The organism is Streptomyces roseus (assembly GCF_001044425.1).
Lineage (GTDB): Bacteria > Actinomycetota > Actinomycetes > Streptomycetales > Streptomycetaceae > Streptomyces > Streptomyces roseus.
Map to the genome: position 1 here is coordinate 28,957 of NZ_LFML01000014.1, position 22,609 is coordinate 51,565.

Below are 22,609 nucleotides of genomic sequence, written 5' to 3' on the forward strand. Positions count from 1 at the left end.
ACGTGCGCCTCAGCGCTTGCGGCGCTCCTCGGGGCCGCCGGTGACGCCGGCGCGGCGCAGGGCGTCGGCCATCGCGCTGTTGGCGGGGGCCGGGGATCCGCTGCCGCCCTGGCGCGGGCCGCCGCCCCCTTGGCGCTGGCCGCCCTGGCGCTGACCGCCGCCTCCCTGGCCGCGGCCCTGACCGCCCTGGCCCTGGCCGCTTTGACCGCTTTGACCGGCGCCGCGCTGCTGCGGGGGACGGCCGCCGCCGCGCCGCTCCTGGCGCTCCTGGCGGTCCTCGCGCTGCCGTGGAGCGCCGCCCGCCGTGCGGTCGGCCTCGTCCTCCAGCCGCAGGGTCAGCGAGATCCGCTTGCGCGGGATGTCCACGTCCAGGACCTTCACGCGGACGATGTCGCCCGGCTTGACCACGTCCCGCGGGTCCTTGACGAAGGTCTTCGACAGCGCCGAGACGTGGGCCAGCCCGTCCTGGTGGACGCCGATGTCGATGAACGCGCCGAACGCGGCCACGTTCGTGACCACGCCCTCCAGGATCATGCCGGGCGCCAGGTCGCCGATCTTCTCGACGCCCTCCTTGAAGGTGGCCGTCTTGAAGGCCGGCCGCGGGTCGCGGCCCGGCTTCTCCAGCTCGCGCAGGATGTCCGTGACCGTCGGCAGGCCGAAGGCCTCGGTGACGAACTGCTCCGGCCGCAGCGAGCGCAGCACGCCCGTGTTGCCGATCAGCGCCGCCACGTCACTGCCGGCCGTCTTGGCCATGCCCCGGACCAGCGGGTAGGACTCGGGGTGCACGCTGGAGAAGTCCAGCGGGTCGTCGCCGCCGCGGATGCGCAGGAAGCCCGCGCACTGCTCGTACGCCTTCGGGCCGAGCCTGGCGACGTCCTTGAGCGCCTTGCGGCTGCGGAAGGGGCCGTTCTCGTCGCGGTGGGCCACGATGTTCTCGGCCAGCCCGCCGCTGATGCCCGACACCCGCGAGAGCAGCGGCGCGGAGGCGGTGTTGACGTCCACTCCGACGCCGTTCACACAGTCCTCGACCACGGCGTCGAGCGAGCGCGAGAGCTTCACCTCGGAGAGGTCGTGCTGGTACTGGCCGACGCCGATCGACTTGGGGTCGATCTTGACGAGCTCGGCGAGCGGGTCCTGGAGGCGGCGGGCGATGGACACCGCGCCGCGCAGCGACACGTCCATGCCGGGCAGTTCCTGCGAGGCGAAGGCCGAGGCCGAGTACACGGAGGCGCCCGCCTCGGACACCATCACCTTGGTGAGCTTCAGCTCGGGGTGGCGGGTGATGAGGTCCCCCGCGAGCTTGTCGGTCTCGCGCGAGGCCGTGCCGTTGCCGATGGCGATCAGCTCGACCGCGTGCTCCTCGGCGAGGCGGGCCAGCTTGGCGAGGGACTCGTCCCACTTGTTCGCGGGCACGTGCGGGTAGATCACGTCGGTGGCGACGACCTTGCCGGTGGCGTCCACGACGGCGACCTTCACGCCGGTGCGGAAGCCCGGGTCGAGGCCGAGCGTGGCGCGGGTGCCGGCCGGGGCGGCGAGCAGCAGGTCGCGCAGGTTGGCGGCGAAGACGCGTACGGCCTCGTCCTCGGCGGCGGCGCGCAGCCGCATCCGCAGGTCGATGCCGAGGTGCACCTGGATCTTGGTGCGCCAGGCCCAGCGGACGGTGTCGGCCAGCCACTTGTCGCCGGGGCGGCCGCGGTCGTTCACCCCGAAGCGGCGGGCGACCATGCCCTCGTACGTGGACGGGCCGGGCGTCGCGGAGTCTTCGCGCTCCTCGGGCTCCAGCGTGAGGTCGAGCACGTCCTCCTTCTCGCCGCGCAGCATGGCGAGCACGCGGTGGGAGGGCAGCGCCGTGAAGGGCTCGGCGAAGTCGAAGTAGTCGGCGAACTTGGCGCCCGCCTCCTCCTTGCCCTCGCGGACCCTCGCGACGAGCCGGCCGCGGCCCCACATGCGCTCGCGCAGCTCGCCGATCAGGTCGGCGTCCTCGGCGAAACGCTCGGTCAGGATGGCGCGGGCGCCCTCCAGGGCGGCCGCCGGATCGGCGACGCCCTTGTCGGCGTCGACGAACGCGGCCGCCGCGGCGGCCGGTTCCACCGTCGGGTCCGCCAGCAGGCCGTCGGCGAGCGGCTCCAGGCCGGCCTCGCGGGCGATCTGCGCCTTGGTGCGCCGCTTGGGCTTGAAGGGGAGGTAGATGTCCTCCAGCCGGGCCTTGGTGTCGGCCGCGTTGATCCGGGCCTCCAGCTCGGCGTCGAGCTTGCCCTGCTCCCGTACGGATTCCAGGATCGCCGCCCGCCGGTCCGCCAGCTCGCGCAGATACCGCAGCCGCTCCTCGAGGGTGCGCAGCTGGGCGTCGTCGAGCATCTCGGTCGCTTCCTTGCGGTAGCGCGCGATGAACGGCACGGTGGAGCCGCCGTCGAGCAGCTCGACGGCGGCCTTGACCTGCCGCTCCCGTACGCCGAGCTCCTCGGCGATCCTGCCTTCGATGGACATCGTCACGATCGGGTCCCGCCTGCCTTCGTTTGCCGGAAGGCTGCCAATTGTGGCAGGTGGCGGGGGCGGGGGCGGGGAGACCCGCGCCCGGGCCGCTTCCCGGCCGGGCCCCGGCCTGCGTCAGGCCTTGCCGAAGGCGTCCGCGGGGAAGGCCCCGGCGGTGACGGCCCTGGCGACGAATCCGCCGCCGAGCTCGGCCAGGCGGGCCAGGCCTTCGGCGCCGAGGTGCTCGTAGGGGGCGGCGTCGAGGCGGTCGGTGTCGGCTTCGAGGCGCTCGCGCACGGCCCTGCCCTCCTCGGTGAGTTCGCCCTCGGCGTCGAGGATCCCGCGCTCGCGCAGCCGGTCGGCGGCGGCGTCGAGGTCGGACTGCTCCCAGCCGCGGATGGCCTTGATCCACTTCGGGGTCATGCCGCGGCCGGTGGCGGTGTGGCTGACCAGCGCCTCCAGCGGGTCCAGGCCGGCGAGCAGCAGGGCGGCGAGGTGGCCGTCGCCGCGGTGCTCGCGCAGCAGGGTGGTGGCGTGCCACAGGCGCAGGTGCGGCTCCTCGGGTACGGGGAGGTCGGCGTGGGCGGCGTAGAGGGGCCGGGCGTGCCGGGTGCAGCCCTCGGCGGCGCGCAGGGCGAGGTCGGCGGCCTCGGCGAGGTCGGGGGAGGCGACGGCCTCCTCCCCGAGGAGGCGGCGCAGGGTGCTGTCTGCGGCGCGCAGGCGGGCGTCCAGGGCCTGTTCGGGGGTGATCGTGTCCCAGACGGCGGGCAGGTGCCGGGCGACGAAGTCGTGGCGGTAGTTGTAGAAGGTGGCGGTGACCGTGCCGGGCCCGACGGCGCCCATGGCGGCGGAGCGGGAGGCGAGGTTCACGGCGGGCCGCTCGGTGACGCCGAGGGCGGCGAACTCCTTGCCGAGGTCGGGAGAGAAGTAGATGGTCGCGTGCAGCGGATTGATCGCTGCATGCCAACAGTTACGGGCGGCGCGCGCGGGAATCGTCATGCCGGTCAGATTACCGACCGCTCAGTATGGCGGGTAGGCCGAGTCCCGGCCGCCGTGCACCGCGCGGGGCGACCTCCGGTTTCCGGCCGTCTTCCGCCCGCCCCGGCGGCGGCGGAGGGCCGCTCACGTACCCGAACGCGGCTCATCGGGGCTCATCTGGGCGGTGATCCCGGGGTGCGGCGCCCCGGCCTGTGACGGCCGAATGGCGATCGTGTGACACAAGGGGCCATGGACATGACGTGACGCGGCAGGCCTGAATACGGTCGGACGACAAGCCGTTGACCAGAACTGCCTCCCTACCCCTTGGAGCTCTTCGTGCACCGCAAAGTCATCGCCCCGAGCGTCCTCGCCGCCTCCCTCCTGCTGGTGATCCCGGCGTCGGCGGCGAGTTCGGTCCAAGGGGCCCCGGGTATCGGCGATCCCTACTACCCGGCCAGCGGCAACAGCGGGTACGACGTGTCGCACTACGACCTGCGCCTTCAGTACCAGCCCAAGACGGACCTGCTGGAGGGCACCGCCACCCTCCTGACCACCGCCAAGCAGGACCTCTCCCGCTTCAACCTGGACTTCGGCCTGAAGGTCAGCGAGATCCGGGTCAACGGCGCCAAGGCGAAGTTCGCCACGTCCGGGGAGCACGAGCTGGAGGTGACCCCCGACCGGCCGCTGAAGAAGGACACCCCGGCGTCGGTCGTCGTCAAGTATTCGGGAAAGCCCTCGGAGTTCAAGATCGACGGCTGGTCGGCCTGGCAGCGCACCCCGGACGGCGGGATCGCCGCGCAGGAGCCCGACTCGGCCGTCTGGTGGTTCCCGAGCAACGACCACCCGCTCGACAAGGCCACCTTCGACATCTCGGTCAACGTTCCCGACGGTACGCAGGCCATCAGCAACGGCGTGCTCCAGTCGCAGAGTTCCCGGCTGGGCTGGACGCGGTACAACTGGCGCTCGAACAAGCCGCAGGCCACGTACCTCGCCACCCTCGCCATCGGCAAGTTCGACGTCACCACCGGCCAGACGGCGAGCGGCCTGCCGATCCTGAACGCGTACAGCAAGGACCTCGGCGACAACGCGGGGGCGGCGCGCGCGAGCGTGGAGCGGACCGGCGAGGTGGCCGAGTGGCTGGAGGGGGTCTTCGGGCCGTACCCCTTCAACGCCCTGGGCGGGTACGTGCCCAACGTGCCGTCCAGCTTCGCCCTGGAGACGCAGACCCGGCCGTTCTACAGCCCGAAGCAGTTCGCGAACGGCGCCAACGTCTCCGTGGTCGTGCACGAGCTGGCCCACCAGTGGTACGGCGACAGCGTCTCCGTCGACGGCTGGAAGGACATCTGGATCAACGAGGGCTTCGCCCGCTACAGCCAGTGGCTGTGGTCGGAGAAGGAGGGCGAGGGCACCGCGCAGGAGCTCGCGGACTGGGCGTACGGGCTGCGCGCCGCGGACGACCCGTTCTGGCAGGTCAAGCCGGGCGACCCGGGTCCGGAGAACCAGTTCCACGGAGCCGTGTACGACCGTGGCGCGATCGCCCTGCAGGCGCTGCGCAACGAGGTCGGCGACGAGACGTTCTTCAAGATCCTCAAGGGCTGGCCCACCGAGCGCGCCTACGGCAACGCCAAGGTCGGGGACTTCGTCCGGTACGCGGAGAAGGTCTCGAACAAGCCCCTCGCGCAGCTCTTCGAGACCTGGCTGTACACCCCGGGCAAGCCGGCCTTCACCCCGCCGGCCGCGGCGGCCAAGACCGCCCGGTCCCTCCAGGCCCCCGCCGCGAAGCCGGTGGAGCCGAAGTCCTGGAAGAAGATCGCCGAGACGAACACGATCCACGAGCACTGAGCGGCGCGGCGCGGCGGTGAGCCGGGCGGCGCGTACGAGGCTCTGCGCGCCGGCGCCCCTCAGGGGGTGCCGGCGCGCCACCGGGCCCGGGCCGCCCGCGCGATGGGCAGGTACCGCAGGCGCTCCGGCAGCAGCGGTACGAGGAGGCGCACGGCCGTGCTGAACCGCCGGAGCCTGCGCTCCTGGGCCGGGCTCCACTCCAGCCCGACGGCGGCGCGGGCCTCGGGCGGCATGTAGCCGGCGGTGACGAACGCCCGGAAGCGCAGGAACGCCGCCCGCAGCACCGGCCAGGTCAGCCGCAGCAGCAGCCGCACCGGCAGGGAGCCGCCCTCGGGCCTCGGCAGCTGCGCGTCGGTGGCGACCAGCTCGCGGGCGACCTTGGTCGGCTCGATCTCCTCGGCCAGCATCCGGCGGTAGTAGACCCAGTATTCCTCGACGCTCTGCGGCATGTCCCGGTCGTGCAGCCCGAGGATCCGGCCCACCTGGAGCCATTCCCGGTACAGCAGGCGCTCCTGGGCGGGGGTGAAGCGGCGCAGCAGGTAGCGCCCGGCGTACAGGTAGATCGGGAAGCCGGTGGCGTGCACCCAGGAGTAGCAGGCGGGGTCGAGGGAGTGGTAGCGCCGGCCGCGCGTGTCGACGCCCTGGATCTCCTTGTGCAGGCGGCGCACCCGGCGGCCCTCCTCGGCGGCCCGCGCCCCGCCGTACACCCACAGCTGGACCGAGCGCAGGGAGCGCTCGCCGCGCCCCCAGGGGTCGGTGCGGAAGACGGAGTGCTCGTCGACGCCGGCGCCGATCGCGGGGTGGGCGACCTGCAGGGTGAAGGCGGCGGGCAGCATCAGCAGGGCGCGCACGTCGCCGGAGATGGTCCAGAGCACCCCGCCGGGGGCCGGCGGCTCGGGATCGGGGCGGCGCGCGGCCTTCGGTCCGGGTCCGGGGGGCGCTGTTTCTCTCATGGTTCCAGTATGCGAGCGCCTCGGGTTCGGGTTGGGGGGCCAGACGTCCGCTGCCGGACAGAAAGTCTTGTCACGGGTGTTACCCAGAGGTAACCGCGGCTGCTTGGATGACGGAGTCGATCTCCCCCCTGCAGGAATGATGGAGACCTCATGCTGCACACCAAGCTCAGCCGCAACCGCGCCGCTGCCGCGGCCGTTGCGGCGATCGCCGTCGGCGCACTGGCCGCCACCAGTGCGCCGGCCGCCTCGGCCGCCCCGAGCGCCGCGGCCCCGCGGCTCAGCGTCCTCACGTACAACACGTTCCTGATGAGCAAGAACCTCTACCCCAACTGGGGCCAGGACCACCGGGCTTCGGAGATCCCCAAGGCGTCCTTCTTCCAGGGCCACGACGTGGTCGTGCTCCAGGAGGCCTTCGACAACGGCGCCTCGGACGCGCTGAAGTCGAACGCCTCGGCGCAGTACCCGTACCAGACCCCGATCGTCGGCCGCAGCAAGAGCGGCTGGGACGCCACCGGCGGCGCGTACTCCTCCACCACCCCGGAGGACGGCGGCGTCACGATCCTCAGCAAGTGGCCGATCGTCCGCAAGGAGCAGGTCGTCTACAAGGACGCCTGCGGGGCCGACTGGTGGTCCAACAAGGGCTTCGCGTACGTGGTGCTGAACGTGAACGGGACCAACGTGCACGTGGTCGGCACCCACGCCCAGTCCACCGACCCGGGCTGCGGCTCCGGCGAGGCGGCCGACATGCGCGCCCGCCAGTTCAAGGCGATAGACGCCTTCCTGGACGGCAAGAACATCCCGGCGAACGAGCAGGTCATCGTCGCGGGCGATATGAACGTGGACTCGCGCTCCCCCGAGTTCGCGACCATGCTCGCCAACGCCGACCTGGCGAACTCCGACTCGCGCACGGGCCACCCGTACTCCTTCGACACCGCGCAGAACTCCATCGCGAACTACCGCTACCCGACGGACCCGCGCGAGGACCTGGACTACGTCCTCTACCGCAAGGGCAACGCGCGCCCGGCGGGCTGGGAGAACAACGTCGTCAAGGAGCAGTCGGCGCCCTGGACGGTCTCCAGCTGGGGCACCTCGTACACGTACACCAACCTCAGCGACCACTACCCCCTGATCGGCCGCTGACCCACCCTCCCTCCCCCGGGGGCCCGCCCCGCGACGGGCCCCCGGGGCCCGCGAGCATCTCGTCGGCCCCGTCGGGCGTGCGTCCGCGCGCTCGTCCGGTGGGCGGCCGTGCGCCCACCGGACGGGGGTGTCCGGGCTACGCCTGCGCGTCCTGGGGAGGGTCCGCGTACGGCTCGGCGTACAGCGCCTCGATCAGGGCGCCGTACTTCTCCCGGACCACCCGGCGGCGCAGCTTCAGCGACGGGGTGAGCTCGCCGGAGTCGGGGCCCCATTCGCCCGTCAGCACCCGGTACCGCTTGATCTGCTCGGTCCGGTTGAGCCGGGCGTTGGCCGCCTCGACGGCGGCCGCGATCTCCGCCCGGACGGCCGGGTGCTCCGCGAGCGCGGCGAGCGGGCCGGCCTCGATGCCGCGGGCCGCCGCCCAGGCCGGGGCGACCTCCCCGTCCAGCACCAGCAGGGCGACGAGGTAGGAGCGGCCGTCGCCGTGCACCAGGGCCTGGCCGATCAGTGGATGCTCCTTGACGGTGTTCTCCACCAGCGCCGGCGACACGTTCTTGCCGTTCGAGGTGATGATCAGTTCCTTCTTGCGGTCGGTCAGCCAGAGGAAGCCGTCCTCGTCGAGCCGGCCGACGTCCCCGGTCGGGAACCAGCCCTCGGCGTCGTGCGCGCTCTCCACCGACCCGTCGGGGCGCAGGTAGCCGGCGAAGACGGTCGCGCCGCGCGTGAAGATCTCCCCGTCCTCGGCGAGGCGCAGCTCCAGGCCCTCGATCGGACGTCCCACGGAGCCCAGCCGGAAGCCGTCCGGGCTGTTGATCGTGCACACGCCCGAGGTCTCGGTGAGCCCCCAGGCGTCCATGATGGTGATCCCCCAGCCGGCCCAGAAGCGCACCACGTCGATCGGCATCGGCGCGGTGGCGCTGGCCGTCCACACCAGCCGGTCCAGCCCGGCCAGGCCCAGCAGCGGGTCGAGCACCTGCTCCTTCGCCCGCTTGTACGAGGCTTCGAGCGCGGCCGGGATCCGCTCGCCGCGCTCGCGGTGGCCGGCCCGGGCGCGGGCGAGGTCGTTCGCGGCCTCGATGGACTCCCGCTGCGCGGCGGGCAGCTGGGCGAGCACGGCCCGTACGGACGCCGCGAGCTTCTCCCAGACCCGGGGCACCCCGAAGAACTGCACCGGGTGCAGTTCGCGCACGGCGGCCCCCACGGCGGCCGGGTCGGCGACGAGCCGGACGTGCGCGGCGCGCAGGAGGGGCAGGTAGATGCCGAGGATCCGCTCGGCGATGTGCGCGAACGGGAGGTAGCAGATGTGCTCGGCGTGCTCGGGCAGGTCCGTGCGCGCGTCGATGCGGACGGCCTGGAGCATGATGTTGCGGTGGGTCAGCCGGACGCCCTTGGGGTCCCCGGTGGTGCCGGAGGTGTAGACGACGGTCAGCGGGTCCTCCGGGCGGGTCTCCTGCCAGGCCTTCTCGAAGGCGTCGAAGCGGTGGACGCGGGCGCCGCTCGCGTGCAGGGATCCGTACGTACGGTGCGGACCGGCCTCGGCGGCTTCGGCTACGACCAGCCGCTCCAGGGGCACCCCCCGGTCGGCGAGCAGCGGTTCCCAGCGGGCCAGCTCGCGGGCGCCTTCGAGGACGGCGACGCGGGCCCGGCTGTGGCGGGCGATGTAAGCGATCTGCTCGGGCGCGGAGGTCCCGTACACGGTGACGGGGACGGCGCCGAGGTGGACCAGGGCGAGGTCGGTCAGCCAGTGCTCGGGCCGGTTGCCCATCATGATCAGGACGTGTTCGCCGCGCTCTACGCCGAGGGCGGCGTAGCCGGAGGCGAGGACGGCGACCTTGCGGCGTACCTCGCTCCAGTCGAGGGTCGTCCAGCCGTCGCCCTCCCGCCAGGAGAGGGCGGGGAGGTCGCCGTGCTCGGCGGCGTTGCGGGCCAGCAGGGCGGGGATGGTGAGCTCTTCGGGTCGTCCGGGCAGTCGCAGTTTCATGGTCATGGGCAGCTCCTGGCCGTTTCACATCGTTGGTGCGACAGCAATACTGTTGAACCCAAGCTGTGGAGCAGAGAGCGAGGCGCAGACGATGGCCGAACAGGCACCCGAGCCGATGCTCACCGTCGACGAGCTGGCGGCCAGGGCGGGCGTCACCGTGCGCACCGTTCGTTTCTACAGCACGCGCGGGCTTTTGCCCCCTCCCGTGATCGGCCCGCGTCGGGTGGGGCACTACGGCCCCGAGCACCTGTCGCGGCTGGCGCTGATCGAGGAACTCCAGCACCAGGGCATGACGTTGTCGGCCATCGAGCGGTATCTGGACGCGCTGCCCGACGACCTGAGCGCGCACGACCTGGCCATCCACCGGGCGATGGTGTCCAGTTGGGCTCCGGACTCGCCCCAGGAGGTGTCGCGGGAGGAGCTGGAGAAGCGGGCGGGGCGGAGCCTGTCGGACGCCGACGTGCTGCGGCTGACGGCGATGAACGTGCTGGCGCCGGCCGCCGAGGGCTTCCGGGTCGACGTGGGGCTGCTGCGGCTGGGGGTCGCGCTGCTGGACGTACCGATCGCGTACGAGACGATCGTGGCGGCGCGCACGGTGCTGCTGGAGCACGCGCGGACGGCGGCGCACGAGCTGACGGCGCTGTTCCGGGACGAGGTGTGGGGGCCGTTCACGCGCGGGGAGAGCGATCCGGAGCGGGTGGAGTCGATGAAGGCGCTGTCCGCGCACATGCAGCCGATGGTGGTGCAGGCGCTGGTGACCGCGTTCCAGCGGTCGCTGAAGGGGGAGCTGCGGGCGGCGTTCGTCTCCGGAGAGTGACCGGGCCGGGCCGTCCCGGAGCCCCTACCAACCCCAACTCCAGCCCCGTCCGGTGTTGTTGAGAACCCCAACACCGTCACCTATGGTTGGCATGGACACCACAACTCAGGGGGATGGACCAATGCGCATCAAGCGCTCCGTAGCACTCCTGGCTGCCGCAGCCGGTGTAACTCTGGGAATGGCCACTCCGGCGAGCGCGTATGCGTGCCAGACCGGCTACTTCTGCTTCTATTACAACTCCAACCAGGCCGGCGCCCGGTTCATGACGGACAGCAACATCCCCAATCTCGCCGGTGAGACCTTCAGTACGATAGCCAACGGCGAGGGCGAGCCGGTGAAGAACAACGCCGCCTCCGTGCAGAACGCTTCGAGTTACTGCTACCGGGTGTACTACAACTCGAACTACTCCGGTCCTTCCGACACCGTCGTGGCCTATTCGTCCCGGAACCTGGCGAACACGTACAACGACAACGCCTCCGTCCGAAGCATGATTTGCTGAGCAACGCCGCATGGATCGAAGAAGGGTGTCCCGGGGTCGCGACGGCGGCTTCGGGACACCCTTCCTCGTCATGGCAGAGGAATCCCGTGAAGTCGTTCTCCCCTTCCTCCACCGCGTACGCGGGCCTGGCGCTCCTGCTGCTTCCCCTGCTGGGCGCATGCTCGGCCGGCGCGTCCGGCCCGCAGGGGTCCTCCGCCCGCTCCGACGACGCCCCCGGCCGGAGCCCGGTGCACCGGCTCGACGACAGCAAGACCCTTGAGCTGCCGCTGGACGCGTACCTGCTCACGACACCCGACCTGGAGACCCTCTCCACAGGGCGCGACGCCCTCGTGCAGCGGTGCCTCGCCGCACTGGGCGCCCCCGCCGCCCCCGCACCACGGGGCGGCGTGAAGATCGGAACCAACGAGCGGCGCTACGGCCTGGCCGACCCGGAACTCGCCAAGGCCCACGGCTACCACCTGCCCGACGCGGGCCAACCGATCGAGGACTATCCACCGGCCGCCATGGCGCTCGTCCGGGGCGAGGTCACCACGTACAACGGCAAACCGGTACCCGAGGGCGGGTGCGCCCAAGAGGCGGGGCGGGAACTCCACGACACTGAGCTACAGCAGGCCCTGGGCCCCGTACAGCGACTCGACGTGGAGAGCTACGAGACGTCGCGGAAGGATCCCGCGGTCACGGAAGTCAGCGGGAAATGGTCCACGTGCATGGAGGAATCCGGGTACAGGTACCCGGATCCCGTCGCCGCCATCAACGACCGGGAGTTCGCATCCGGAGCGCCGAGCGACCATGAGAAGGCAGTCGCGCTCGCAGACGTCCTGTGCAAGCGGAAGGTGAATCTGATCGGCGTGTGGTCCGGGGCCGAGAGCGCGTACCAACGGTCTTTGATCAAGTCGAAGTCGAGCGTTCTGGCAGCGCCGCTGCTCGCCAAGGAGAAGACCATGTCGATCGCGAAGGCCGCGGTCAACTGACGGCGGAGGACACAGGGGGGCGAAAAAGGCAGGAAGGGGCGAAGGCGGGGAAGGCGGGGAAGGCGGGGCGGGCCCCGGGGAGCCGGCCCCGCCTTCCCCGCGACCGTCCTAGTCGGCGTACGTCTCGCCGCGCTCGGCCTTCGCGACGAGCGAGGCCGGCGGGGTGAACCGCTCGCCGTACTGGGCCGCCAGCTCGCGGGAGCGGGCGACGAAGCCCGCCAGACCGCCCTCGTAGCCGTTGATGTACTGGATGACGCCGCCGGTCCAGGCCGGGAAGCCGATGCCCATGATCGAGCCGATGTTGGCGTCGGCGATCGAGGTCAGCACGCCCTCGTCGAGGCAGCGGACGGTGTCCAGGGCCTCCGAGAAGAGCATCCGCTCCTTCATGTCGACGAACGGGATGTCCGCGTCCGGCTTGGCGAAGTGCTCGCGCAGGCCCGGCCAGATGCCGGTGCGCTTGCCGCTCTCGTCGTACTCGTAGAAACCGGCCCCGCCGCTGCGGCCGGGGCGATCGAACTCGTCGACCATCCGGTCGATGACGGTGTCCGCGGGGTGCGCGGTCCACGTGCGGCCCTCGGCCTCGAAGGCCTTGCGGGTCTCGTTGCGGATCTTGCGAGGGAGGGTGAGCGTGAGCTCGTCCATCAGCGAGAGCACCTTGGCCGGGTAGCCGGCCTGGGCCGCGGCCTGCTCGACGGAGGCGGGCTCGACGCCCTCGCCGACCATCGCCACGCCCTCGTTGATGAACTGGCCGATGACGCGCGAGGTGAAGAAGCCGCGCGAGTCGTTGACCACGATCGGGGTCTTGTTGATCTGCCGTACGAGGTCGAAGGCGCGGGCGACGGCCTCGTCGCCGGTGCGCTCGCCCTTGATGATCTCCACGAGCGGCATCTTGTCGACGGGCGAGAAGAAGTGCAGTCCGATGAAGTCGACGGGGCGCGAAACGCCTTGTGCGAGGCCCGTGATGGGCAGCGTGGAGGTGTTGGAGCACAGCAGCGCGTCGGGGGCGACGACGTCCTGGATCTCCTGGAACACCTTGTGCTTGAGGGAGGTGTCCTCGAAGACGGCCTCGATGACGGCGTCGCAGCCCGCCAGGTCGGCGGCGTCGGCGGTCGGGGTGATCCGGGCGAGCAGCTCGGCGCGCTGGGCCTCGGTGCTGCGGCCGCGGGAGACGGCCTTGTCGAGCAGCTTCTCGGAGTACGCCTTGCCCTTCGCCGCGGCCTCGGCGGTGACGTCCTTCAGCACCACCTCGATGCCCGCGCGGGCGCAGGAGTACGCGATGCCCGCGCCCATCATGCCGGCGCCGAGGACCGCGACCTTGGTGACCTTGCGCGGGGCGACGCCCTGCGGGCGGCTGCGGCCGGCGTTGACGGCCTGGAGGTCGAAGAAGAACGCCTGGATCATGTTCTTGGCGGTCTGGCCGGTGACCAGCTCGGTGAAGTAGCGGGCCTCGATGGTCAGCGCGGTCTCGAAGTCCACCTGGGCGCCCTCGACGGCGCAGGCCAGGATGTTGCGCGGGGCCGGGTACGGGGCGCCGTTCAGCTGCTTCTTCAGGTTGGCCGGGAAGGCCGGGAGGTTGGCGGCGAACTTCGGGTTCGACGGGGTGCCGCCCGGGATCCGGTAGCCGGGTACGTCCCAGGGCTGCTTCGACTCGGGGTTGGCGTCGATGAAGGCGCGGGCCTTGGCCAGCATCTCCTCGGGGGTGGCGGCCAGTTCGTGGACGAGACCGTTGTCGAGGGCGCGCTGCGGGTTGTACTGGGTGCCCTGGAGCAGGACCTTGAGCAGCGCGTCGGCGATGCCCATCAGCCGCACGGTACGGGTGACGCCGCCGCCGGCCGGGAGCAGGCCGAGGGTGACCTCGGGCAGGCCGATCTTGGAGCCGGGGGCGTCGAGGGCGACGCGGTGGTGGGAGGCGAGGCAGATCTCGTAACCACCGCCGAGAGCCGCCCCGTTGATGGCGGCGACGACGGGCTTGCCGAGGGTCTCGATGCGGCGCAGCGAGCGCTTGATCTCGGTGCCGGTGTCGAAGGCGAGCTGCGCGTGCTCGGGGCGCAGACCGATCATGTCCTTGAGGTCTCCGCCCGCGAAGAAGGTCTTCTTGGCGGAGGTGTAGATGATGCCGCGGATGGAGTCCTTCTCGGCCTCGGCGCGGTCGGCGATCGCCGCGATGGAGTCCTTGAAGGCCTGGTTCATCGTGTTGGCGGACTGGTCCGGGTCGTCGAGGATCAGGGTGACGACGCCGGTCTCGTCCTGTTCCCAGCGGATCGTGGTGGACTCGCTCATGTTTCTCGCTGCTTCCGTGTCGGGGAGGAGGTCTCGGGGGTACAGGACGGGGTTCAGAGGCGTTCGACGATGGTCGCGACGCCCATGCCGCCGCCGACGCAGAGGGTGACGAGTCCGTAGCGCTTGTCCTGGCGCTCCAGTTCGTCGATGACGGTGCCGAGCAGCATCGCGCCGGTGGCGCCGAGCGGGTGGCCGAGCGCGATGGAGCCGCCGTTGACGTTGACCCGGTCGAGGGTGATGCCCATGTCCTTGACGAAGCGCAGCACGACGCCGGCGAAGGCCTCGTTCATCTCGATCAGGTCGATGTCGTCGATGGTCAGGCCGGCCTTGGCGAGGGCCTTGCGGGTGGCGGGGGCGGGACCGGTGAGCATGATGGTGGGCTCGGAGCCGGAGACGGCGGCCGAGACGATCCGGGCGCGGGGCGCGAGGCCGTTTCGTTCGCCCGCCTCTCGGGTGCCGATCGCGACGAGCGAGGCGCCGTCGACGATGCCGGAGGAGTTGCCCGCGTGGTGGACGTGGTCGATCTTCTCGATCCAGTGGTACTTCTGCAGGGCGACGGCGTCGAAGCCGCCGAGGTCGCCGATGTCCGCGAAGGACGGCTTGAGCTTGGCGAGGCTGTCCGCGGTGGTGCCGGGGCGGACGAACTCCTCCTGGTCCAGGACCACCAGGCCGTTGCGGTCGGTGACCGGGACGACGGACTTCGCGAAGCGGCCCTCCTTGATGGCGGTGGCCGCGCGCTCCTGGGAGAGGGCGGCGTACTCGTCGACGTCGCGCCGGGAGAAGCCCTCGATGGTGGCGATGAGGTCGGCGCCGATGCCCTGGGGGACGAAGCCGGTGTCCCAGTTGGTCATCGGGTCGTTGAACCAGGCGCCGCCGTCGGAGGCCATGGGGACGCGGGACATGGACTCCACGCCGCCCGCGAGGACCAGGTCCTCCCAGCCGGAACGGACCTTGGCGGCGGCCATGTTGACGGCCTCCAGGCCGGAGGCGCAGAAGCGGTTCTCCTGTACGCCGGCCACCGTGTCCGGCAGCCCCGCGGCGATGGCCGCGATCCGGGCGATGTCGGAGCCCTGGTCGCCGACCGGGCCGACGACGCCGAGCACGATGTCGTCGATGGTGGCGGGGTCCAGGCCGGGGTTGCGCTCGCGCAGGGCGTTGATGAGGCCGACGACGAGGTCGATCGGCTTGGTGCCGTGCAGGGCGCCGTTGGCCTTGCCGCGGCCGCGCGGCGTGCGGATCGCGTCGTATACGTACGCTTCGGTGCTCACTGGTCAAGCCTTTCGGGGAGGTCTGGCGTTAGCCGAGGAGGGAGCGGCCGATGATCTCTTTCATGATCTCGGTCGTGCCGCCGTAGATGGTCTGGATGCGGCCGTCGGTGAAGGCCCGTGCGACCCGGTATTCGCTCATGTAGCCGTACCCGCCGTGGAGTTGCAGGCAGCGGTCGGCGACGCGCTTTTGGAGCTCGGTCGCCCACCACTTGGCCATCGAGGCGTGGACGTGGTCCAGCTCCCCGTTGGAGTGGTCGACGATGCAGCGGTCCAGGAAGGTGCGGGTGACGGCGCACTCGGTGGCCATCTCCGCTATCTCGAAGCGGATGTGCTGGAGCTTGGAGAGCGGCCGCCCGAAGGCCTCGCGCTCCTTCACGTACGTGGTGGTGATCTCCAGCAGGTGTTCGGCGGCGGCGATGCCGGCCATCGCGATGCCCATCCGCTCCTGCGCGAGGTTGGTCATCAGGTGGACGAAGGCGCCGTTGAGCTCGCCGAGCAGGTTCTCCTTGGGGACGCGTACGTCGTGGAAGAACAGCTCGGCGGTGTCCTGCGCCTTCTGGCCGATCTTGTCGAGGTTGCGGCCGCGTTCGAAGCCTTCCGTGCCGCGCTCGACCACCAGCAGCGAGAGCCCGTGCGCCCCGCCCTCGGGGGTGGTCTTGGCGACGACGACCACCAGGTCGGCCAGGATGCCGTTGGAGATGAAGGTCTTCGAGCCGTTGAGCACCCAGTGGTCGCCCCGGTCCTCTGCGCTGGTCCGGATCCCCTGGAGGTCGGAGCCCGCGCCCGGCTCGGTCATCGCGATGGCGGTGATGATCTCGCCGGAGCAGAAGCCGGGCAGCCAGCGCCGCTTCTGCTCCTCGGTGGCGAGCGAGGTCAGGTATGGGCCGATGATGTCGTTGTGCAGGCCGATCGCGAGCCCTGCGGCGCCCGCCCGGGTGAACTCCTCGGCGATCACGGCGGCGTAGCGGAAGTCGGTGTTCCCGCCGCCCCCGTACTCCTCCGGGACGGCCAGCCCCAGCAGGCCCTGCCGGCCGGCGGCCCGCCAGGCCTCACGGCTGACGATCCCGTCCTTCTCCCACTGGTCGTAGTGCGGCAGCACCTCCTTGGTGAGGAAGGTGCGGACGGTCTCGCGGAACGCCTCGTGGTCGGCGTCGAAGATGCGGCGTTGCATCGGGGCCCCCTAGAGCCAGCTCTTGACGGTTTCGATCAGCCGGGCCGGCTCGGCTCCGACGGGTGTGACGTTGAGCATGGTGACGCCCGCCTCCCGGAAGGCCTCGACGCGTTCACGTACGTAGCCCTCCGGCCCGCACAAGGTCATGAGCTCGCAGAACTCGTCCGGTACGGCGGCCGCCGCATCGCGCTTGCGGCCGGAGAGGTAGAGCTCCTGGATCTTGCGGGCCTCCTCGCCGTACCCGTAGGCGACGGCGAGGTCGTTGTAGAAGTTCTTGCCGACCGCACCCATCCCGCCGACGTACAGGGCGATCTGGGGGCGGGCGAGGTCCCGTGCGGCGGCGGCGTCCTCGCCGATGGCGAGCAGTCCTCCGGCCACGGTCCGCAGCGGGCCGAGCTCCGGGGAGCGCAGGGCCGTGCCCTCGGCGAGGGCGCTCCCCCACACCGCGTGGGCCTTCTCGGGGAGGAACAGGGTGGGCAGCCAGCCGTCGGCGATCTCGGCGGTCATCCGCACGTTGGCGGGACCGAGCGAGGCGATGTAGACGGGGACCGCGTCGCGGACCGGGCGGGTGAGGATCTTCAGCGGCTTGCCGAGTCCGGTGCCCCGTTCCGGCGGCAGCGGCATGTCGGTGATGCCGTGGTGGTCGATGGTCTCGCGGCGCCAGATGCGGCGGCACAGCTCGACGGTCTCGCGGGTCCGCCCGATCGGCTTGTCGTACGGCTTCCCGTGCCAGCCCTCGACGACCTGCGGGCCGGAGGCGCCGAGGCCGAGCAGGGCGCGGCCGCCCGAGAGCGCGTCCAGTCCGGCGGCCGTCTGGGCGACGAGGGCCGGGGTGCGCGAGTACACGTTGAGGATGGCCGAGCCGATCTTCATCCGCTCGGTGCGCGCGGCGAGGTAGCCCATGATCGTCGGGGAGTCGAACCCCCAGGCCTCGGCGACCCAGACGGCGTCGAGCCCGGCCGCCTCCAGCGCCGCCGCCTCGTCGGCGGCCCGGCGCGGGTCCCCGGCGTAGTCGAGCATCATGGACAGTTCCATCAGACCTCTTTCGGGAGCAGGGCCGGTACGTCCCAGTCGCGCGCCACGGATTCCGTGTGCGCACCGGGCAGGGCGGGGCCCGAGGTGACCGCGGAGGGCGTGGCCGAGAACCGGGGCGCGGGGGCGGGCTGGGTGATCCCGCCGAAGTCGGTGAAGGTGGCGCGGGCGGCCAGGTGCGGGTGGTGCGGCGCCTCGCCCAGGGACAGCACGGGCGCCACGCAGGCGTCCGAGCCGTCGAAGACCGCCGTCCACTCGTCCCTCGTACGGGACTTGAAGCGGGCGGCGACGGCCTCGCGGAGCTCGCCCCAGCGGGCCACGTCCTTGCGGGCGGGGGCTTGGTCCCCGATGCCGAGCAGTTCCACGAAGGTGTCGTAGAACTGCTGCTCCAGCGCGCCGACCGCCATGTACCCGCCGTCCGAGGTCTCGTACGTGCCGTAGAAGGGGCAGCCGCCGTCGAGGAGGTTGGCCCCGCGCCGGTCCTGCCAGCCGCCGGCCGCCATCATGCCGTGGATCATGGCGGTGAGGTGGGCGGCGCCGTCGACGATGGCCGCGTCGACGACCTGGCCGGCGCCGCCGGGGGTGCGGGCGTGCTGGAGGGCGGCGAGCACGCCGATGACGAGGTAGAGCGAGCCGCCCGCGTAGTCCCCGACGAGGTTGGCGGGGACGGCCGGCGGCTCGCCCGGGTTCCCGATCATGCCGAGGGCGCCGGTGACGGCGATGTACGCGATGTCGTGCCCGGCGGTGTGCGCGAGCGGGCCGTCCTGGCCCCAGCCGGTCATCCGGCCGTACACCAGCTTCGGGTTCCGGGCGTGGCAGTCGGCGGGGCCGACGCCGAGCCGCTCGGCGACGCCGGGGCGGAAGCCCTCGATCAGCACGTCGGCCCGCTCGACGAGGTCGAGCACGCGCTCCGGGCCCCCGGCGGACTTCAGGTCGACCAGGACGGAGCGCTTGCCGCGGTTGGTGACGTCGTACGCGGGGTCGACCGCGAGCCCGCCGCCGCCGGGCCGGTCCACCCGTACGACGTCGGCGCCCAGGTCGGCGAGGAGCATGGCGGCGAAGGGGCCCGGGCCGATGCCCGCCAGTTCGACGACGCGCACCCCGGCGAGCGGACCGCCGGAGGAGCCGGGGCCGCGGGAGGCGCCGGGGCCGCCGGTTCGGCCCGGCGTGCCCGGCCCGTCGGGCACGTTCCCTGTCACTGCCATCGAGCCCCCAGCGTCCGTAGCATCCGTGGTGCGCCATTGTGTGACACAACTGATGTAACACCAGCGATGCTAGGAACGCGTTCCACTCAGCACAAGAGCAACCGCTTAGCCGGTTGACTCGTTTCGCACGGCCGGGCTCTCCTCCAGGCGCGCGTCGAGCTCCTTGACGTGCCGCTTGAGGGCGACCGTCCGGTAGCTCTCCTCCACCCACTCGCACAGCACGTCCAGGGAGGGCGCCCCCTTCACGCCGAGCGGTACGAAGACCCAGCCGGCCCGCCCCAGCCCGTACCCGGTCGGCTCGGCCCCCGGCGCGGTCATGGCGTGGCCGTGCAGCGCCTCGTCCTTGAGCTTCACGGAGATCCCCGGCGACTGCGGGCCGTCGAGGCCGCCCAGGAAGACGAAGATCTTCTTGTTGACCTTCACGACGCAGTCCTCGGGCCCCCAGGGAAACTCCATCACGGCCTCCGGCAGCCCTTGGGCGAACGCCCGCACCGCCTCCCACTTGCGCACCGCAGCCTTCATGGACGCCTCCCGTCACCACAGCCACCCGCTCGCACGGACACTCGCCCCCCACGCTAGCCCCGCCTCCCGACACGGACCGGCACGTGGGCCGCAGCCTTCGCACGGGCGCCGGCGAAGTCCCGCCCGAACCGGTCTACCGGAACCGGAATGGCGACGACGTCAGCCCCGCTGTCGGGCTTTTCGGTGACTATCCGGACAACCGGCCGGAGACTGTGAAACTGCCGATCACAGCGGCCAGATGCGCTTTCCGCACCACTTTCGAGACTCTTGTCTCAGGTACGAAAGACGATCATGGGGGGAGTCAAGCGGAATCTCAGGAGCTATGTAATCTGAGCAAGCTTTCAGCCCTGGCCAAGGGCTCACGGAACATAGGGGGCTCGGTGTCCTACCGCCGACTCGCAGCATCCGCCGCCGTCTTCGCGGCCGGCATTTCTCTCATACCGGGCATGGCCCACGCGGCCGGCACCGACTCCGGCGATGCCCAGGGCATCAGCAAGCCCGACCTGGCGCAGGCCGGCCTGGAGAACACCGCCAAGTTCTCCAGCCCGGCCGCCCGGTCGGTCCGGCAGAGCGCACCGGCCACGGCCCCCAAGAGCAGGCTCGCCGCCGCTCCCATGGCGGAGACCGCCGAGGCCGCCAACCCGACGCTCGCGGTCGGTCTGGACGCGTTCGCCACCTCCGCCCACGCGATCGAGCTGCACACCTCCGTCACCAGCGCCGCCACCCCGCTCGACATCGCCGTCGCCTGGGGCGACGGGGCCACCACCACGGCCTCGGCCTCCGGCACCCAGTCCGTGATCTCCGAGCACACCTACGCGGAGCTCGGCACCTACACCGTCAAGGTCACCGTGACGGACAAGGCCGCCAACACCTCGGTCACCAACGAGGTGGCGTTCACGACCGCGGGCTCGGACTACACCCCGTACGGCCCGACCCGCCTGCTGGACACCCGCAACGGCACCGGCGCCCCGAAGGCCGCCAAGGTCGCCCCGTACTCCTCCGCCCACCTGAAGATCGGCGGGAACGGCTCCATCCCCGCCGGCGTCACCGCCGTGGTCCTCAACGTCACCGTCACCAGCACCACCAGCGGCGGCCACGTCACCGCCTTCGCCGACGGCGACGAGAAGCCGAGCACCTCGAACGTCAACTTCGTCCCCGGGCAGACGGTCCCGAACCTGGTCATCGTGCCCGTCGGCGCGAACGGCTACGTCAACCTCTACAACGGCGGCTGGGAGCCGGTCGACCTCATCGCCGACGTCACCGGCTACTTCACGCAGACCGCCTCCAGCGGCTACACCCCGCTGGCGCCACAGCGCTTCGTCGACACGCGCAGCGGCACCGGCACGGCCAAGGGCCAGCTCGCGGGCTACGGATCCTTCGGCACCCAGATCACCGGCCTGGGCAAGGTGCCGGCCTCCGGCGTCACCGCCGTGGCGCTCAACGTGACCGTCACCAACCCGCGCAGCGACGGCCACCTGACCGTCTACCCGAGCGGCCAGCAGGCCCCGACCGCGTCCAACGTGAACTTCACGACCGGGCAGACCATCGCCAACTCGGTGATCGTCCCGGTCGGCCCCGACGGCAGGATCAACATCCGCAACGGCGGCTGGAACCCGGCCGACGTCATCGTCGACGTCGTCGGCTACTACAGCCCGCAGAGCAAGGGCTCCTACCTGCCCTTCGCCCCGGAACGGATGATCGACACCCGCGATCCCAAGGACCCGGTCTACGGGCCCCTGGCCGGCCGCGACTACATCTACACGGCGATGGCCGAGCCCGGTTCCGGCGTCACCGGCTTCGTACTGAACGCCACGGTGACCAACACCAAGGACAGCGGCTTCCTCGCCGTCGCCCCCGACCCGAACACGCAGGAGGCGTACGACGACAACGCGGCGAGCATGCCGGCACCGCCCACCTCCTCGACCCTGAACTGGACGACCGGCAAGACCGTCCCGAACCTGGTCCAGGCGAGCACCGGCGGCACCGGCCTCGTCGACTTCTGGAACCAGAGCGACGGCGACACCGACCTCATCGTCGACGTCTTCGGCATGTACCAGGAGAGCTGAGCCGCGGCGGCGCAGCGCCGAGCACAGCGCCCCGGGAGCGGCCGTACAGGCCGCTGCCGGGGCGCTGTTCTGCGTACGGGGCGTGCGGGTTAGCCTCAGCCACCGACAGGAGTGGGAGGAGCCGTGGTGAACGAAGAGGTTCGAGGGGCTGACAGGGCAGACGGGGCGGACGGGGCCGAGGAGGCGGAAGGGGCCGAGGCGGCCGAGCGGACCGAGGGGCGCGAACCCGAACCCGCACGCGGACGGTCCTACGACGTGGTGCTGTTCGGCGCGACCGGCTTCGTCGGCGCCCTCACCGCCGAGTACCTCGCCGCGCACGCCCCCGCCGACTGCCGGTGGGCTCTCGCCGGGCGCGACCTCGGGAAACTGGAGCGGCTGCGCGAACGGCTGACGGAACTCGACCCCGGCTGCGCCTCGCTGCCGCTGCTGCGCGCGGACGCCTCGGACCCCGCGGAGGTACGGGAACTGGCCGCCTCCACCCGGGTCCTGGCCACGACCGTCGGGCCGTACGTCCTGTACGGCGCGGAACTGGTCGCCGCCTGCGCCGCGGCGGGCACGGACTACGTGGACCTCACGGGCGAGCCGGAGTTCGTGGACCGGATGTACGTCGACCACGACGCGCGGGCCCGGGAAACGGGCGCGCGGCTGGTGCACGCCTGCGGCTTCGACTCGATCCCGGCCGACCTCGGCGCGTACTTCACGGTGGGTCTGCTCCCGCAGGGCGTTCCGCTGCGGGTGGACGGGTTCATGCGCTCCAATGCCGCCTTCTCCGGCGGAACGCTGGCCTCCGCCCTCACCGCCATGGGCCGCGGACCGCAGACCCTGGCCGCGGCCCGGGAGCGCCGCCTGCACGAGCCCCGGCTGCCGGACCGCCGCGTACGGGGACCCCTGGGCGCACCGCGGTTCAGCCGCGAGACCGGCACGTGGGCGCTGCCGCTGCCGACGCTGGACCCCCGGATCGTGACCCGCTCGGCGGCCGCGCTGGAGCGGTACGGGCCCGACTTCCGCTTCCGTCAGTACGCCTCGGTGAAGCACCTCCCCGTCGCCGTGGGCGGTGCGGCGGCGGTCGGCGGGGTGGCGGCCCTGGCGCAGCTCCCGGTGGCGCGGCGGTGGCTGATGGGCCGCTGGGAGGCGGGCCGCGGCCCGGACGCGCAGCGGCGGGCGCGCAGCTGTTTCACGGTGCGCTTCGTGGGCGAGGGCGGCGGCCGCCGCGTGTTCACCGAGGTCTCGGGCGGAGACCCGGGCTACGGGGAGACCGCCAAGATGCTGGCGGAGTCGGCGCTGTGCCTCGCGTACGACGCCCTGCCGGAGCGGGCCGGCCAGCTCACCACGGCGGTGGCGATGGGCGACGCCCTGCTGGACCGGCTCCAGAAGGCGGGGATCCGGTTCCGGGTGGCCGCGGTCCGCTGAGC

At 71.8% G+C, this 22,609-nt stretch carries 17 protein-coding genes; 7 read left to right on the forward strand and 10 right to left on the reverse strand.

Features of this window, described 5'->3' with window-relative positions; translation table 11 throughout:
• Positions 1-9: 9 nt before the first annotated feature.
• A complete protein-coding gene (locus ACS04_RS03600; protein ID WP_048474997.1) occupies positions 10-2,493 on the reverse strand; it encodes a Tex family protein in 2,484 nt (827 codons plus the stop codon).
• A 114-nt stretch (positions 2,494-2,607) separates the two neighbouring features.
• Entirely contained in the window at positions 2,608-3,471 is an 864-nt protein-coding gene (locus tag ACS04_RS03605; RefSeq protein ID WP_048474998.1) for an SCO6745 family protein, read from the reverse strand.
• A 315-nt stretch (positions 3,472-3,786) separates the two neighbouring features.
• On the opposite strand from ACS04_RS03605, the gene ACS04_RS03610 reads away from it, so the two are divergent.
• Positions 3,787-5,292: a M1 family metallopeptidase gene (locus ACS04_RS03610; protein ID WP_048475015.1), complete on the forward strand. Its 1,506-nt coding sequence runs from the start codon at positions 3,787-3,789 to the stop codon at positions 5,290-5,292.
• A gap of 59 nt (positions 5,293-5,351) precedes the next feature.
• On the opposite strand, the gene ACS04_RS03615 is transcribed toward ACS04_RS03610, so the two are convergent.
• Positions 5,352-6,245, reverse strand: a complete 894-nt coding sequence (locus ACS04_RS03615) for an oxygenase MpaB family protein (protein WP_048474999.1) — start codon at positions 6,243-6,245, stop codon at positions 5,352-5,354.
• A 150-nt stretch (positions 6,246-6,395) separates the two neighbouring features.
• Between ACS04_RS03615 and sph the strand changes: the two genes are divergently transcribed.
• A complete protein-coding gene (gene sph / locus ACS04_RS03620; RefSeq protein WP_048475000.1) occupies positions 6,396-7,385 on the forward strand; it encodes a sphingomyelin phosphodiesterase in 990 nt (329 codons plus the stop codon).
• A gap of 136 nt (positions 7,386-7,521) precedes the next feature.
• Here sph and ACS04_RS03625 read toward each other — a convergent pair whose 3' ends face one another.
• On the reverse strand, positions 7,522-9,372 hold the full coding sequence (locus ACS04_RS03625) for an AMP-dependent synthetase/ligase (RefSeq protein WP_048475001.1): 1,851 nt from the start codon (positions 9,370-9,372) through the stop codon (positions 7,522-7,524).
• Positions 9,373-9,457: 85 nt separating this feature from the next.
• Here ACS04_RS03625 and ACS04_RS03630 point away from each other — a divergent pair, with 85 nt between their 5' ends.
• The 3 genes from ACS04_RS03630 (at position 9,458) to ACS04_RS03640 (ending at position 11,653) form a co-directional block, all read left to right on the forward strand.
• The gene (locus ACS04_RS03630; RefSeq protein WP_048475002.1) at positions 9,458-10,183 is read left to right on the forward strand and encodes a MerR family transcriptional regulator; all 726 of its coding nucleotides are present in this window, start codon (positions 9,458-9,460) and stop codon (positions 10,181-10,183) included.
• A gap of 121 nt (positions 10,184-10,304) precedes the next feature.
• A complete protein-coding gene (locus ACS04_RS03635) occupies positions 10,305-10,682 on the forward strand; it encodes a peptidase inhibitor family I36 protein (RefSeq protein WP_048475003.1) in 378 nt (125 codons plus the stop codon).
• A gap of 86 nt (positions 10,683-10,768) precedes the next feature.
• Positions 10,769-11,653 carry a hypothetical protein gene (locus ACS04_RS03640; protein ID WP_048475004.1) on the forward strand — a complete coding sequence of 295 codons (885 nt, stop codon included), beginning with the start codon at positions 10,769-10,771 and terminating at the stop codon, positions 11,651-11,653.
• A gap of 108 nt (positions 11,654-11,761) precedes the next feature.
• Here ACS04_RS03640 and ACS04_RS03645 read toward each other — a convergent pair whose 3' ends face one another.
• The 6 genes from ACS04_RS03645 to ACS04_RS03670 all read right to left on the reverse strand — a co-directional run bounded on the left by ACS04_RS03645 (position 11,762) and on the right by ACS04_RS03670 (position 19,131).
• Positions 11,762-13,933, reverse strand: a complete 2,172-nt coding sequence (locus ACS04_RS03645) for a 3-hydroxyacyl-CoA dehydrogenase NAD-binding domain-containing protein (protein WP_048475005.1) — start codon at positions 13,931-13,933, stop codon at positions 11,762-11,764.
• A 53-nt stretch (positions 13,934-13,986) separates the two neighbouring features.
• The gene (locus tag ACS04_RS03650; RefSeq protein ID WP_048475006.1) at positions 13,987-15,201 is read right to left on the reverse strand and encodes an acetyl-CoA C-acetyltransferase; all 1,215 of its coding nucleotides are present in this window, start codon (positions 15,199-15,201) and stop codon (positions 13,987-13,989) included.
• A gap of 28 nt (positions 15,202-15,229) precedes the next feature.
• On the reverse strand, positions 15,230-16,372 hold the full coding sequence (locus tag ACS04_RS03655; RefSeq protein WP_048475007.1) for an acyl-CoA dehydrogenase family protein: 1,143 nt from the start codon (positions 16,370-16,372) through the stop codon (positions 15,230-15,232).
• A 9-nt stretch (positions 16,373-16,381) separates the two neighbouring features.
• Complete coding sequence (locus ACS04_RS03660) at positions 16,382-17,407, reverse strand: LLM class F420-dependent oxidoreductase (protein ID WP_048475008.1); 1,026 nt, start codon at positions 17,405-17,407, stop codon at positions 16,382-16,384.
• The gene (locus ACS04_RS03665) at positions 17,407-18,609 is read right to left on the reverse strand and encodes a CaiB/BaiF CoA transferase family protein (RefSeq protein ID WP_245236266.1); all 1,203 of its coding nucleotides are present in this window, start codon (positions 18,607-18,609) and stop codon (positions 17,407-17,409) included. The genes ACS04_RS03660 and ACS04_RS03665 overlap by 1 nt, the downstream gene beginning before the upstream one ends.
• 105 nt (positions 18,610-18,714) lie before the next feature.
• Positions 18,715-19,131: an MmcQ/YjbR family DNA-binding protein gene (locus ACS04_RS03670; protein ID WP_048475009.1), complete on the reverse strand. Its 417-nt coding sequence runs from the start codon at positions 19,129-19,131 to the stop codon at positions 18,715-18,717.
• Between the two features lie 446 nt (positions 19,132-19,577).
• Here ACS04_RS03670 and ACS04_RS35730 point away from each other — a divergent pair, with 446 nt between their 5' ends.
• Both ACS04_RS35730 and ACS04_RS03680 read left to right on the forward strand, forming a co-directional pair.
• A complete protein-coding gene (locus ACS04_RS35730; protein ID WP_158977164.1) occupies positions 19,578-21,197 on the forward strand; it encodes a PKD domain-containing protein in 1,620 nt (539 codons plus the stop codon).
• Positions 21,198-21,452: 255 nt separating this feature from the next.
• A complete protein-coding gene (locus ACS04_RS03680) occupies positions 21,453-22,607 on the forward strand; it encodes a saccharopine dehydrogenase family protein (RefSeq protein ID WP_048475018.1) in 1,155 nt (384 codons plus the stop codon).
• The last annotated feature ends 2 nt before the right edge of the window (positions 22,608-22,609 follow it).